Below are 15,469 nucleotides of genomic sequence, written 5' to 3'. Positions count from 1 at the left end.
ATATTATTCTTTTTTTAATTAAAATTTAACTCTTACACCAAATGTGAATGACTTTGCATCTGGATAACCTGTATCTGCACTAGAAAAAGTATCTCTAATATTTACTTCAGGACTATAACCTATATAATCTGTATCTGTAAACACATTAGTTGCAGTTACATAAAATCTAATCTGATCGAAATTAAATTTAGAAACTATATTATCAGATAACGTATACCCTAAACTTACTGTTCTTAATCTTACATAAGAGGCATCTTTTACTGCTAAAGAATTTAAATACTGATCTGGTGCTTCAAAATTTGGTCTTGGAAATGAATTTGATGGATTCTCTGGGGTGTAATAATCTACTTTAACACCATTTAATTTACCTTGTAATGTTCCACCATTATTGTAACTATTTAAAAATGGATTCACTTTTGTAGCTCCTTCAACAATATAGAAATCTAAAAGTAAATCGAATCCTTTATATTCTATAGTTGTAGATAATGACCCAAACCAATCTGGATTAGGATCTATAAAAACACGATCTTCTTGAGTAATTTTACCATCTGGACCCTTGGTTACATTTCCATCTTCATCTACACTATTAACATCCTTAATTTTAATATCACCTGCTCTTAAATCTGGTTGCGGTAATGCTGATTCTGGATCTGCTTGAGCAGAACCTGCAAAATCTTCACCTTCTTGCCAAATACCATCAAACTCATATTGGTAAATAACTCCCACTGGTTGCCCTACATAGTAATTATATGTATTATCCTCAGTAACAGCATTACCTTCACCATCATTATATAGTTCTAATATTTCATTTTTGTTATTAGACCAGTTAGTAGATACAGACCATTTTAAATCATCGGTATTAATGATATTAGCAGTTAAACCTAATTCTAAACCTGTATTTTGCATTTCACCTGCATTAAAATAAGAAAATGAATAACCTGTTGTAGAAGGTACTCCTCTTTTTAATAACAAATCATTAGTTCTAGCATCGTACCAGTTAATATTACCTACAAATGTTCTATTTAATATTGAGAAATCTAAACCAAAGTTTAACGTTGTTATTCTCTCAAATTTTAAATCTGGATTAGGTAAAATGGTTGAAGGCGAATTTCCTGATGCCGTTTCTCCATCAAATATATATGGTTCACCTTGTGCTAAAAACAAAGATCTAAAAGGACCACTTGGTGCATTAGCTAAAGAACCATAACTCGCTCTAAATTTTAATTCTTGTATAGAATTAACATCTTCTAAAAAACTTTCATTATGAATTTTCCATGCAAAAGATCCTGCTGGATTCCAAATCCATTTTTTATCATCACCATTTTTCCCTTCACCAAGTGTAGAAGAAGCATCACCTCTTACAGTACCAGTAAACAAGTACTTATCCATAAAACCATAACGAACCCTAGCCATAAATGAAGCTAAATTAAATGGGGATTCACTTCTGTCTACAGTAATATTACCAATAGCATAATCTATACCTTCATAACCAAGATCATCACTACCAAAACCTTGTCCTTCAGTAAATGTACGACTATATCTATGCTCTTGAATTGACTGAACTAACGTCGCATTAACTTTATGTTTATCACCTAAAGTCTTATCGTAAGTTAAAATGTTTTCTACTAAATAACCTTCTGTTAATTGATTTTCAATTCTTGCAATACCTCTTACATCATCACCTGCAGAACTTAATGAAGATAAATACTGACCTCTTTCAGATGTTTTTCTACTAAAGTTAGCTTTTAATTGGTATTGTAAATCATTTGTGATTTGCCAAATAGGAGTTATGTTAACCACAAAGTCATTTCCTTTTTCTTCATTATTTTGCTCACGAAGATTCCATAATGGATTTACAGCAGATAATTCTTCACCACTTGGAAACCTTGTAATACTTCCATCATCATTGTAAGCACTTCCTAAAGGAGATGTTGTAATTACATTTACATTAGCAGCTCTATCAGTATCGTCATTTAAAAAATTCAGGTCAAAGTTTACTGAAAACTTATCAGAAATCTTTTGATCTACATTTAAACGAAATGTTTTTCTAGTATAATTAGAAGTTGGTATTATACCATCCTCTTTAAAGTAATTAAGACTACCAAAAACCTTAGTCATATCTGTACCACCACTGATACTAATAGATTGGCTATTTACTACACCATTTCTCATTAACTCATCTTCCCAATCTACAAAACGATTATTATTAATATTATCTAATTCAATTGCTGTGAATACATTATCAATAACATCATCTGCATAACTATCATCAAATCTTGTAGATCTCACAGCTTCTCTTCTTAACTGCGCAAATTCTTGACCACTATAAACATCAAAATTTCGTTCAATCTTTTTTGTTGTTAAAAAACCATGATAACTAACACTTAAACTACCTGCTTTTCCTCTTTTAGTTGTAACTAAAACAACACCATTAGCGCCTCTAGTACCATAAATAGCTTGAGCCGAAGCATCTTTTAAAAATTCTACAGACTGTATATCATCTGCATCAATATCTTCAATACCACCTTCTCTAACAATACCATCTACAACGTAAATAGCACTAGTATTACCTTCAATAGAACCTCTACCTCTAAATAGAATTTCTGAAGTTCCACCTGGTCTTAATGTTCCTCCTCCTACGTCTACTTGTAAACCAGCTATTCTACCACGTAACATTTCATTAACATCAGATGTAGGTGACAATGTTGCCTTATCTAAATCTGTAGTTGCAACAGCATTTACAATATCACTTTTCTTCTGTGTACCATAACCTACTACTACCACTTCTGATAAAGCGTTGTCGTCTTCTAAAATAACAATGATGTCACCTGCTTTATACGCAACCTCTTTTGTTTTAAATCCCACATAAGAGACAACGATTACAGAAGACTCGCTTGATACATTTAGAGCAAATGCACCATCAAAATCTGTTTGCGTTCCGTTGGTTGTTCCTTTTTCAATAACAGACGCACCTGGTAAAGGCATATTGTCTGAGCCAGAAAGCACTTTTCCTTTCATTGTGGTTTGAGCCATGAGGGCGAACGAACTACACAATAAAAAAAGACAAAAGAATATTTCAATTCTTGATCTTTGAAATTTTAATTTCATAAATATTGGTTTGATTAATTATTTATTTAGTCACCAAAATTATAGAATACTTAATTTCACTTAAGCCTCTGCAATTTTAAGTTATTGTAAATTTAATCCTAACAAATTGTTAATATGATAATTATCACCTCGATAAAAAACCAACATCGTAAAATTTAATAAATTGTAGTGTAAAAAAAACAACGGTAAACACTACAAACACTATACTTCTAATGAATTGCATAATTCGCAAAAAAAAGCCCTAATTTAGGGGTGTTACAGCATCTGTCGTGGTAAAGTCGTGGTAAAACAGAAGGATGTCGAGGTGTTAGAATTTTAAGATATAATTAACTAATGAATCATCATGATGTAATTGTAATCTTTTGCGTAAGCGATAACGTTTTGTTTCGACACTTTTAATAGATATGTTAAGTAATGGTGCCATTTCTTTAGAAGACAAATTCAACCTTAAATAGGCACAAAACTTTAAATCATTAGGTGTTAAGTCAGGATGTGCAGCCTTTATTTTATCCATAAAATCTTTATCTGCATTATTAAAAGCCTCTTTAAAGAATTTCCAGTCTTTATTGTTATTTAAATTAGTATCAATTAGATTTATAGCACTTGCAACATCTTCTTTGTTTTTTGTTGTTTTTAACTCTTTCTTAATCTTACGAAGCAGCTCATTTTTCTTTATAATGCTCATTGTAGAAATGGCCAACTCTCTATTTTTACCTTCTATATCTTGATTTAGTTTTTCATTTTTAATTTGAATAAAAGCGCGCTCACTTTTTATATGCTCGTGCTTTAAGATCCGTTCGTAATAAAACTTATAAGCTCTATGAATTAATAACCCAATAATCACAAGTAGTAATACATAAAATAAAATAGCTACATTAGAGAAATACCATGGTCTATTAATATTAAAATGATAATTAACGTTGTTTTCGGTTACTTTATTACCAACTTTAGCTCTAACCTCTAAGGTATAATCTCCAAAAGATAGATTTTCAAACTGAATACTTGATTGTTTTGACCAAGCACTCCATCGATCCATTTTCCCCTTTAATTTGTACTGATAATTAACATCTAGAAACTTATTATATTCTGGCACGGAATAATCAAAAACTAACAAGCCTTCTTTGTGCTTAAAATCACCTTCAACCCTAATTGGTAAATCTGTAATGTTATCATTAAAGTCTATAATTTTTGCTGAATTTAAATGAATAGCATATTCAGATGTATTCTGTAGTTGAGATAAATCCATAGTTAAGTAACCATTAGACGTACCTATAACATATTTTTCTTTTTCAATATGCTGAATGTTCTCAAAACCTAGTACTCCATTTCTTAGACTCGCCGGAATTGAAATGGTTGTTATCTCTAGTTGATTTGTGAGATTATCATTATCTATATAACTAATATTATGTTCTGAAAACAACCATAATTTCCCTGTCTGATCTACAACCATTTTTACAGATTTATATGGTGAAACCTTCTCACTTAAGGCAACGTCTTTTTCAAATTTTTCTTCACTTTTAATGTAATTAAATACACCATCTTCAGAAGTATATATAATTTGATCTTTATAAGTAATTAATCCTGAGTTTTTCCCTAAAGCTAATTCAGACTGCGGCTTTATGTCAATTACCTTGTGCAATGTACTGTCTAACTGTATTCTAAAAACTCCTTTATATTCATGATTAACTAAAATTTGATTAATATCGTTGATTTCAAAAAAACGTGATGAATTTTTAAAGCCTTCTATTTTGTTTCTTACCTCCCAAGAATTATCTTTTTTTTGAAGCACATATAAACCATCATAGTTACCTTGAAGTAAAAGCTCGCTATGATTAGGCACTGTTTTAAAATTCCAGGCGCCTAAGATAGAACTGATACTTTTTGACTGATCTTCTTCAATTAAAAATGTTCCTAAATGATGTCCGCAAAACAAGTTTCCATCATTGTCATTAAATAAACTCCAAACCTGACCTGCTGTACCTTTTACAAACTTAAAATCTTGATTTTTTGAATCTAACGATCTATAAAACAACCCTTGATTTGTACCAACATAAAGAAAATTATTAAAAATTAAAGTGGTATAAACAGTACCAATATCACCATTATAATCTATAAATGTATTTATAGCCGAATTTACATTTATACAATTTACACCATTGTCTAAACCCGTCCATACATTGCTTTTTCTATCCTCAAATAACGAAAGAACCGTATTATTAGCTAAACCTTTCTTTTGATTTATTTCATATTCAATCTCTCCATTTCTATTTATTTTCACCAAACCATTAGAAATTGTTCCTAAAACAAAACTTCCATCTTTTAATTGAATACTACTAAAAACATTTAACGCCTTAAGCCTTTCATTTGAAGCTACATTCCATTCTTGTATGTTATTATCATATAGTTCAAAAAAACCAGAATTACGAGAAAGCATAATTAGTTTATCTTCATTTTGAAAAATACCGATCACTCTATCTTCCAAAACAGTACTATCATTAACCATTAATTTTGGCTTTCCCTCCTCTAAAACATATATACCTTCATTATCTACATGATAATAAATTCTATTATTTACATTAAACACTTTGTAAATAATGTTTTTAGAAATGATAGTTTTAAATTTTTTTGATGTTTTATTGTAGAAATATAAAGCATGACCTGCTTGAAACAGCACCCAATCATCATAGCTTATTATGTTCCATATCTGATCATCATTCAAGATTTTATTTCCTAATTCTGGTATTAGAGACGTATAATCTAACTGACCAAATTCATTACGTTCCCAATAACCAAATTCCTCATAACAACCAGAATAAATTTTATCTCCAATAACCTTTACAGCCCTTAAAATAGTATTATTTGGCGATCTATATGGTATCCATTCTGAACCATTAAACTCAAGCAAACCCAAGCTATTGGCAACATAGATATAATTATTAGAATCCTGAGAAATCATCCAATTTTGATTCTCACCATTATAATCTGAAGTTGTAAATGTTTCAATTGGAGGCAACTCTTGACTTTGCAAAATCAAGACTAAAAACAAACTTAATATGGATAGAATATTTTTCATCAGTGTCATAAAGATAATATTATACCATTTCTTCTTAAAATAAAAATAAATGGCATTATAAAATAAGCAAAATGCCAATTCTAACTGAATTGGCATTTGATCTGTAAAATGTTACATGTACAAGCTATGATAACACAAGCACCAATAACGCTGCTAAAGCACCACCAACCAATGGTCTAAATACTGGAATCTAAGCATAAGACCAATCACTTTTGGCTTTATTTTTTATAGCTAAAATAGCATGCATAATTCTTGGACCTAAATCTCTTGCAGGATTAATAGCATAACCTCCGTTTTGCTATATTTCTTAACCTTAAGCTCTAAACTCCTAAAAATTAGTTTTGAAAAAACAAAGCATGAAGAGACACCAAGACATACTAGACAAATTAGACAAAGAAAAGCACCTTAAAGTTCTAGAACTATGTGAAATTCTAAATGTTTCTGCAGTAACCATCAGAAAAGACCTAAAGCTTTTAGAACAAAAAGGGTTATTACACAGAACGCACGGAGGCGCTTCATTAGAAAACCCTTACATAAATGAACGTAACGATTTAGATAAATAAAAAAATTCTGTTGAAGAGAAAAATGGCATTGCACAATTGGCAGCTACGCGCATTGTACAAAACGACTCTATTTTAATTACCTCAGGAACAACCGTTCAAGCCTTTTCTAAATACATTAAAGCAAAAAACAAATTAACTGTTATCACTTCTTCTCTGCATGTAGTGTTGCGTCTTTTAAATGATAAGAATATTGAAATTCTTCAACTTAGTGGTTATATAAGACATAGTTCAGCTTCAGTTATCGGGAATTACTCAGAATACATTTTAAAAAATGTATCTTGCAGTAAATTATTTTTAGATGTTGATGGGATTGACTTAGAATACAGCCTTTCAACTACAAATTTAGAAGAAGCTGAACTCAATCAAAAAATGCTGCACAAAAAGTTATTATACTAGCAGATTCTTCAAAATTTAGCAAAAAGAGTTTTGCCAGAATATGTGACCTTTCTCAGGTTAATAAAATAATTACCGATAAAGGGATCTCTGAAATAAAACGAAAAAAACTGGAAGAAAAAGAGATAAAAGTAACCATTGTTAACTAACTCTAAAATTGAATAACACAAGCATTTATTCTATGAAACATCTTTTAATTTTGTTGACCTTTACTTTAATGCTGTCCTGCAATTCTGAAAAAAAGAAAAGCGAAACTTCAATCGATAAAAACACAGCACTAAGCGAAAAACCAAATATTCTTTTAATTGTTATTGACGATCAAGGCTATGCTGATTTTACACCTTTTAAAAATCACGATAAAACTGTGTCTACTCCAAATATTCAGCGTTTAGGAAAATCTGGTAAAGTGTTCACACAAGCTTATGTCACAGCACCAGTTTGTAGCCCATCTCGTGCTGGTATTATCACAGGAAAAAATCAATTTCGTTGGGACAAACCAGCAAGTTGGGGACCAGGATTACCAGATGATGTAAAAACAATTCCAGAATATCTTAAAGAAGCTGGTTATCACACTGCGCGTATTGGTAAAAACGATCTAGGCCAGAATTTTCATAAAAATGACGTTAGAGAATACCCATTAAATCATGGTTATGATGAATTCTTAGGGTTTTCTGCTCATGCACATGATTATTGGGCTAATTCACAAAGTATAAAAGATCGTACACCAGATCCATATGGCACTAGTGCATTGTTAGGTCCATTGATGCATAATATGGGTGAAAAAAGTTATGAAGAAGGCTACCTTACCGATATCTTAACAAATGAATCTATTGACTACCTAAAGCGAAAACATGATAAACCTTTCTTTTTAACATTAGCATATAGTTCTGTGCATCATTTAATCCACGAAGTACCAAAAAAATATTTGGATAAGTATAATGTAAAGGAAATCGCCAATTACGATCCAGACAGCTTAGTGGCTTACGGCAACCATAAAGAAGGAAGCTACTCGGCTTACTACGATAAATACTCTAGAGTTGGTGCTATAAACACAAGCGACTTAAGAAAATATTACCTCGCTAATTTGAATTGTTTAGATGATAATATTGGACGTGTTTTAGATGTTTTAAAAGAAACTGAACTAGACAAAAACACCTTAATAGTATTTATATCAGATAATGGTGGCTCACCTTTAAATGGCTCTAATAATGCACCTTTAACAGGTGGAAAATATTCCCTATGGGAAGGAGGTATACGTGTCCCAATGGCTGTAAGTTGGCTTGGAAATATTGAACCTAACACTATTGAGAATCGTTATGTCTCTGCTACTGATATTTTACCAACACTAGCTAAAGTTGCAGGAATAACAATTACTGATAATAATATTGATGGTATTGATTTATTTGAACCAAATGAAGAACGATTATTAGTTTGGAAATGGCAAAAAACATGGGCTGCACGAAAAGGAAAATGGAAAATTACCAACGCCAAAGAAAACCATTGGAAGAGCGACCCTTCTGCACAGTATTTAGCTCCAATTAGAGACGATTTAACTATAAAGTTATTTGATATTGAAGCTGATCCAGGAGAACGTAATGACCTGTCTTCAAAATTCCCTAACAAAGTAAAAGAATTACAAGAAGCTTACAACGCTTGGTGTGATGCCAACATATTAAAAGAAACTAATCAGAGCACCGAAGACCTTGAAGACCATTAATTACCACATTTAATTAATACTAATTTTAAAACATAAAAAAACCTGTGAAATTAATTTCACAGGTTTTTACTTTAAGCGATAATTCAATTATTTTATCTCTACTAATTCTAATTCAAAAACTAGTTCCTGACCTGCCAAAGGATGGTTTCCATCTAATATAACATGATCTTCATTTACCTCAACAATTCTAAACTGATGCTCATTTCCTTTTTCATCTCTAGATGCTAAACCTAAACCAACTGCTGGTTCCATTTCTGGTGGCAATTGTGTTTTTTCAACTTTATGAAATAATTCCTTAATAACATCTCCATAAGCTTCAGCTACAGGAATATCAACAGTTTTTTTATCATTCACTTTCATATCGATAACTGCTTTTTCAAAACCAGGAATCAACATACCTTGTCCTAAAGTGAATTCTAAAGGCTCACGCTCTAAAGAACTATCGAAGATTTGTCCGCTTTTTAATTTTCCTATATAATGTACTTTTACCGTATCATTTTCTTTTACTTGACTCATAAATTTCTGATTTCATTTTAAATAAGTTGCAAACTTATTATTTATAACAGAGAATAAAGAATGATAACTCAACTTTCCTGAGTATTTAAGAAAAACTTAACTTGGATTAAAAAAATAAAGAAAACAATTTTAGCTGAGTAATATATGCAATTGATAAAGATCTAGTTGCTAAAATTACTAATACCTTCTTTTAACCAACTATTATATTCTTCATAATTGGGTGTATATGCTACAGGTTCATTTAGATTGACTTCATTATGATCCATTAGCACATAATATGGCTGCGTATTTGTTTTATAGCGAATAGTCTGCATCTCGCTCCACTTCTGCCCTTTATTTCTTAGTTTTTTTCCTGGTCTTAATTTTGAATCTGGTGCTTCGCCTTCCGGAAAATCAATTTGTTCATCTACATACAATGAAATTAAAACAACATCATTCTTCAACTTGGATAACACAGTAGGTTCTACCCAAACATTTTGTTCCATCTTACGGCAATTTACACAAGCCCAACCTGTAAAATCTAACATCACAGGCTTACCGACCTTTTTAGCATAAGCCAAGCCTAGGTCATAATCGTTAAAGGCTAAAATGTCGTGAGGAGCTAATAAATGTGCGCCTTCTGGTAAATCTGAATGACTTGCAGAACTTCCTCCTTTTGCATTACCGACACCATAAGGTGATTCAGAATAATCTAAAGGTGGTGGAAATGCGCTTATTAAATTTAAAGGCGCTCCCCAAAGTCCGGGAATCATATAAATAGTAAATGTTAGAGTCATTAAACCAAACATTAATCGACCTACTGAAATATGATTTAAAGGGGAATCGTGTGGTAATTGAATTTTTCCAAAAAGATATAATGTTAATGCTCCAAATACAGCTATCCAAATCGCAATAAACACTTCTCTTTCTAAAAAATGAAGTTGCAATACTAAGTCCGCTTGAGATAAAAATTTAAATGCTAAGGCTAATTCTAAAAATCCTAAAACTACTTTTACTGTATTTAACCAACCACCAGATTTTGGTAGCGAATTTAACCATCCAGGAAAAGCTGCAAATAAAGCAAATGGTAATGCAATTGCAGATGAAAAACCTAACATACCAATAACTGGAGCAACACCACCTTTAGAAGCTGCCTCTACTAAAATAGTTCCCACTATAGGACCTGTACATGAGAAAGATACAATAGCCAATGCTAATGCCATAAAAAAGATCCCTACAAGACCTCCTCTATCTGCTTGTCTGTCGGCTTTATTTGCCCAAGAATTTGGTAAAACAATTTCGAAAGCACCCAAAAATGACATGGCAAACACAATTAATAACAAAAAGAAAATGAGATTAAACCACACATTGGTGGCTAAAGCATTTAATGCATCTGCACCAAAAATGGCGGTTATAATTGTACCTAATAAAACATAGATTACTATAATTGACAACCCATAAATAATTGCATTTCGGATTCCTTTAGCTTTAGATTGACTTTGTTTTATAAAGAAACTCACCGTCATTGGTATCATTGGAAATACACAAGGTGTTAACAAAGCTACGAAACCAGATAAAAAAGCAATAAAAAAGATAGACCAGAGTCCTTTACTTTCTCCTTCTTTTTCAGAATCAGAATTATTTACGTTTTTTTTTACAGCAACGCTTTTAGTTAAATCGAATTCTAAATCGAAATATGTTGGTGCTAAACAACGTTCATCATTACATGCCATAAAACTAACTTCAGACGAAGTTTTGGATATGTTTATATCTGAAATTTTTATTTTCTGTCTAAACTCAGCAGTATTCTTAAAGAATTTGATCTTCATCTCAAAGACCTTATCCATAACTTCTTTTCCTTTTTCTTCTATAGTGCTTCCAATTAATTCAACACCATTATCAGTTGCATATTCAAATCCTGTTGGGATTGGACCACCTTCAGGTACTTTTTGCGAATACAACTTCCAACCTTCATCTATAGTCGCTTTAGAAACAAGAATATATTCTAAATCGCTAATTTTTTCAACTGAAGTATCCCATTTAACAGGTTCGAATATTTTTGATTCAGTGTTACCAAAATTCAAAGTAGTTGATGAAGAATCCTCTTTTACTAGCTTAGCATCTTTTAAATTAAATTGAAGATCAATGAAATTTGGAGGCATGCACTTTTCATCGTCGCAGACCATGAATTCCACTTCTCCTTCAACAATAGATAATTCTTTATTTAGAATCTTAATACGCTGTCTAAATTCTGCTTTGTTTTCAAAAAATTTAATTTTCATTTCAAAAACAGGGTCATCAATTACATGACCATCTTCTTCTAAAGTTTCACCAACTAGCTCAACACCTTTATTTGTTTTATAAGTAAAACCTGTAGCAATTGGACCACCCTCTGGCACATCTTGAGAATACAAATGCCAACCAGCATCAATGGTTGCAATAGAAACTAAATCGTATTCTGTATCCGAAATTTTTTCAGTTTTGGTTTCCCATTTTACAGGATCAAATACTTGAGCATTTAAATTGAAAGAAAAAGAAAATGCCAAAAGACATAGCAAGAGTACTTTTTTTAAAGTCATAAACAGCATGTTAATTTACAAATGTAATAGATGTGTTTCTGTTTTTAGTTAACAGACGCCTAATTTATAAAAACCTTAGGAGTTTAAGAAATGAATTATGGCAATAAAAAAACCGAACATTATGTTCGGTTTTTTTATTAAGAATGTATCAGTAATTACGATTTAACTTTAATATTTAATTTATCGGAATGTTTCCACTTTGAAATACCACCTTCTAAATCATATATTTTTTCGAATCCTGCGTCTTTCATCTTTTTAGCACACTTTGAGCTTCTTCTACCAGATTTACAATATAAAATAACAGGTTTTTTCTTATCTAATTTTGAAATATCATCATCAAAAGTAGGAGACTTAAAATCTATGTTTTGTGAGTTTACAATATGAATTTCTTCATGCTCCTTTGGTGTACGCACATCCACTAACTGCACTTCTTCTATCTCTAAAATAGACTGCATTTCTGCTGCTGTTATTAATTTAACGTCATCAGAATCTGTTGTACCATCTGCACAACTTGTACTTAAGCCTATCCCAATAGAAAGACAACAGATTATAAATAATTTTCTCATAATTATTAGTTTTTTATTGCTGTACAACCTCACCTTGCCATGCCATAAAACCACCTACTAAATTATAAGCGTTTTTAAAACCCAATTGATTCATTATTCCACAGGCTTGTCCACTTCTAGCACCAGATCTACAATACACATAGTAGTTTTTGGTTTTATCTAACTCTTCTAGCTCAGATACAAAACCTTGACCTTTATAAATATCTATATTTATAGCATTAGGAATCATACCTTCATCAACCTCATCTTGTGTTCTAACATCTAAAATCACTGAATTATTATCTGATTCAAGTTGCTTTGTCCATTCGTCTTGCGATAAATCTGCCATATGTTGTCTTATTATTTTTTTTGTAAAATTAACATTTCCTTATCATATAGACGAAAAAAAACCCGAAGTGTTACACAACGGGTCATTTTTTAACATTTTTAATCTGAACTCAGTTCAGCATATAATACATAGGACTATACTTTTATAGAGCAACCTATAGCTTTTGTTTCTGTAACTTTAATAGTCTTACCTTCTAATAACGCATCTACAGCATCTTCTACATACTTTACTTTTACCGACTCAGCATCTTGATAATTATCATCAATAGCTCCAATATATTTTACCTCATTTCCTTTATCTGTTTTTTGGAGTAAATAAATATGGGGAGTTTTAGTTGCTCCATACTGAGGATAAATCTGCTGATCTTTATCCATTAAATAAGGAAATGAAAAATCTTTAGTTTTTGCTCTTTCTCGCATTGCTTCCATATTGTCGCCTGGCTTAACATCCGTATTATTTGGCATTATAGCAATTACCGGATATCCTTTATCTACATATTTTTGATTTAAGGCCTCTATCCTATCTTCATAAGCCACAGCATAAGGACAAGTATTGCAAGTAAACACAACTATAAAACCCTTAGCTTTTTTGTAATTTGCTAAAGACACCATCTTACCATCTATATTTTCTAAATTAAAATCTGTGGCAATATCACCTATTTTATAACCTTTATCATTGGTATAGTTTGTAAAAGCAGACAGTGAAAATAACAACACCATCACAACAAGTAATTTTACATTTTTCATAATCATTTTAATTTAAAAATTGTTTTAGTTCATTTTCTAACTCTTCTTTTGTAAAAGAGCGCTCATAAAATAGCCTTTTATCTCCGTTATAAATAATAGTAGCTGGTAAGGCACCAGACCAATTTTCGTTTATTGCCGGAATCCAACGATTCTGATCCGTGTCATTTAAGGCAACTACCTTAGATTTTAAATTATTGTTTTTTATAAAAGGCTTTAATGCAGAATCATATTTACTAGGAAAATCTAAACTCACTAAAAGCACTTCTACATTCTCGTTTTTATATTTATAGTTAATAGCTTCAAAATAAGGCAACTCTTTTACACATGGTCCACACCAAGTAGCCCAAAAATTTACAACATGCACTTTATCATCTTTTTTATTTATTAAAGGCTCTAAACCATCATAATCATAAACCTCAAGTTTATTGCTTTGATATGTAAGTACTGTAATTAAAAAGATAACTAGCATTTGTTTCATTCTATAAATTTATTGATCAAAAGCTTCAACTCTAAAATTTTAACAAAACATTAATTTCTTGTTATAATAAAACATATACATTTGTATATACAATTATTGTATATGAAAGAGTTAAATAAAATATTAAAAACAAAAGCTAATTTATCTTTACCACAAGCGACTGTGATAAACATTTTTCATACAGGCATATGGATTAAAGATGATTTCTTATTACAACTTAAACCTTATGATTTATCCTTAGAACAATTTAATGTTCTTAGAATTTTGAGAGGTCAAAAAGGAAATGCCATTAATCTACAAGACATACAAGAACGTATGATCAGTAAAATGAGCAATACCACTCGACTAGTAGATAAGTTGATTAAAAAAAAATTTGTAAAACGTACTATTTGTAAAACAAACAGAAGAAAAGTAGAAATTATAATAACAAATTTAGGCTTAGAAGCTTTAGAAACAATTGATCCAATAATAGATAATACAGAAAAAAATATCACAAAAAACTTAACTCAAGATGAGTTAATGCAATTAAACACCCTTTTAATAAAACTAAAAAAGAAATAATTATGAAAAAGAAAAATTCAAAAATCGGCATGCTTTTAATTTTAGCTGTATCGCTAATGTCATTTACAGCTTTAACAGAAAAAGAAGTAAGTATTGAAAAAAGTAAAGTTATCTGGAAAGGTTACAAAGTAACAGGTCAGCATGAGGGTACCATAAACTTAAAAAGTGGTACGTTAACTTTTGATGATAAAACTTTAACAGGTGGATCATTTATAATGGATATGACTTCAATTAGCAGCACAGATTTAGAAGGAGAATACAAAGGGAAATTAGATGGCCATTTAAAATCTGCTGATTTCTTTGGTGTAGAAAAATTCCCTACTGCTAAACTAGAATTTATAAACGTTTCAGGAAAAGATGGTTCTTATAAAATTAAAGCGAACTTAACAATTAAAGAAACCACTAAAGCTGTTGAATTTTCAATGACTGTTAAAGAAAATATTGCAACTGCCAACTTAGAAGTTGATAGAACAGAATATGATATTAAATATGGTTCTTCTAGCTTTTTTGATGACTTAAAAGACAAAGCGATTTATGACAACTTCGATTTAAATGTAACATTAGAGTTTTAATACCCTAATAACTATTAATAACAACGTTTAGATTAGGATTCCTGCTTTTGTGAAAATTCACTTTTACAGGAATCTTTTTTTAAATTTATCTTAATTAATTTGTAATCCAACTTTTCATTTCTATATTTGACATTCAAATGAAAACAATAACAAATCATATTTGGTGGTGGAATTTCTCAAACTCATGTTCGTGAAATAATCCTTGGTATGTAATCATATAGAAAAAAGGCTTGTCATTCACGACAAGCCTTTTTTGTATTAATAAGATTCTGAAAATAAATTCAGTAACA

At 30.8% G+C, this 15,469-nt stretch carries 12 protein-coding genes and 2 pseudogenes; 5 read left to right on the top strand and 9 right to left on the bottom strand.

Annotated features, from left to right (window positions below):
- Positions 1 to 18: 18 nt before the first annotated feature.
- From ACJJVO_RS15370 to ACJJVO_RS15360, 3 genes and pseudogenes are all read right to left on the bottom strand, one after another.
- Positions 19 to 3,033: a SusC/RagA family TonB-linked outer membrane protein gene (locus ACJJVO_RS15370; protein WP_405575702.1), complete on the bottom strand. Its 3,015-nt coding sequence runs from the start codon at positions 3,031 to 3,033 to the stop codon at positions 19 to 21.
- 382 nt (positions 3,034 to 3,415) lie between these two features.
- Positions 3,416 to 6,277, bottom strand: a complete 2,862-nt coding sequence (locus ACJJVO_RS15365) for a triple tyrosine motif-containing protein (RefSeq protein WP_405575700.1) — start codon at positions 6,275 to 6,277, stop codon at positions 3,416 to 3,418.
- 28 nt (positions 6,278 to 6,305) lie between these two features.
- Positions 6,306 to 6,470: pseudogene (locus ACJJVO_RS15360) on the bottom strand (aquaporin); the annotation flags it as partial.
- Between the two features lie 67 nt (positions 6,471 to 6,537).
- On the opposite strand from ACJJVO_RS15360, the gene ACJJVO_RS15355 reads away from it, so the two are divergent.
- The 3 genes and pseudogenes from ACJJVO_RS15355 to ACJJVO_RS15345 all read left to right on the top strand — a co-directional run bounded on the left by ACJJVO_RS15355 (position 6,538) and on the right by ACJJVO_RS15345 (position 8,854).
- Positions 6,538 to 6,744, top strand: coding sequence for a DeoR family transcriptional regulator (locus ACJJVO_RS15355; RefSeq protein ID WP_405575698.1), 207 nt, complete (start codon positions 6,538 to 6,540; stop codon positions 6,742 to 6,744).
- 36 nt (positions 6,745 to 6,780) lie between these two features.
- A pseudogene (locus ACJJVO_RS15350) lies at positions 6,781 to 7,286 on the top strand (DeoR/GlpR family DNA-binding transcription regulator).
- A 32-nt stretch (positions 7,287 to 7,318) separates the two neighbouring features.
- Positions 7,319 to 8,854 (top strand): sulfatase, encoded by a 1,536-nt coding sequence (locus ACJJVO_RS15345; RefSeq protein ID WP_405575696.1) that lies wholly within the window; start codon positions 7,319 to 7,321, stop codon positions 8,852 to 8,854.
- An 87-nt stretch (positions 8,855 to 8,941) separates the two neighbouring features.
- Here ACJJVO_RS15345 and ACJJVO_RS15340 read toward each other — a convergent pair whose 3' ends face one another.
- The 6 genes from ACJJVO_RS15340 to ACJJVO_RS15315 form a co-directional block, all read right to left on the bottom strand.
- Positions 8,942 to 9,370: a peptidylprolyl isomerase gene (locus tag ACJJVO_RS15340; protein ID WP_405575694.1), complete on the bottom strand. Its 429-nt coding sequence runs from the start codon at positions 9,368 to 9,370 to the stop codon at positions 8,942 to 8,944.
- Positions 9,371 to 9,531: 161 nt separating this feature from the next.
- A complete protein-coding gene (locus ACJJVO_RS15335; RefSeq protein WP_405575692.1) occupies positions 9,532 to 11,928 on the bottom strand; it encodes a protein-disulfide reductase DsbD domain-containing protein in 2,397 nt (798 codons plus the stop codon).
- Positions 11,929 to 12,083: 155 nt separating this feature from the next.
- Complete coding sequence (locus tag ACJJVO_RS15330; protein ID WP_405575690.1) at positions 12,084 to 12,494, bottom strand: rhodanese-like domain-containing protein; 411 nt, start codon at positions 12,492 to 12,494, stop codon at positions 12,084 to 12,086.
- Positions 12,495 to 12,507: 13 nt separating this feature from the next.
- Positions 12,508 to 12,822: a rhodanese-like domain-containing protein gene (locus ACJJVO_RS15325; protein ID WP_405575688.1), complete on the bottom strand. Its 315-nt coding sequence runs from the start codon at positions 12,820 to 12,822 to the stop codon at positions 12,508 to 12,510.
- A 134-nt stretch (positions 12,823 to 12,956) separates the two neighbouring features.
- Complete coding sequence (locus ACJJVO_RS15320) at positions 12,957 to 13,568, bottom strand: thioredoxin family protein (protein WP_405575686.1); 612 nt, start codon at positions 13,566 to 13,568, stop codon at positions 12,957 to 12,959.
- A gap of 7 nt (positions 13,569 to 13,575) precedes the next feature.
- Complete coding sequence (locus tag ACJJVO_RS15315) at positions 13,576 to 14,046, bottom strand: TlpA disulfide reductase family protein (protein WP_405575684.1); 471 nt, start codon at positions 14,044 to 14,046, stop codon at positions 13,576 to 13,578.
- Positions 14,047 to 14,148: 102 nt separating this feature from the next.
- Between ACJJVO_RS15315 and ACJJVO_RS15310 the strand changes: the two genes are divergently transcribed.
- A complete protein-coding gene (locus tag ACJJVO_RS15310; protein ID WP_405575682.1) occupies positions 14,149 to 14,607 on the top strand; it encodes a MarR family winged helix-turn-helix transcriptional regulator in 459 nt (152 codons plus the stop codon).
- A 2-nt stretch (positions 14,608 to 14,609) separates the two neighbouring features.
- Positions 14,610 to 15,179 carry a YceI family protein gene (locus ACJJVO_RS15305; RefSeq protein WP_405575680.1) on the top strand — a complete coding sequence of 190 codons (570 nt, stop codon included), beginning with the start codon at positions 14,610 to 14,612 and terminating at the stop codon, positions 15,177 to 15,179.
- Positions 15,180 to 15,469 lie beyond the last annotated feature (290 nt).

The organism is Winogradskyella sp. Asnod2-B02-A (assembly GCF_045063645.1).
Classification (GTDB): domain Bacteria; phylum Bacteroidota; class Bacteroidia; order Flavobacteriales; family Flavobacteriaceae; genus Winogradskyella.
Note: the sequence above shows the minus strand (reverse complement) of the source record. Positions and strands in the feature narration are given on the sequence as shown.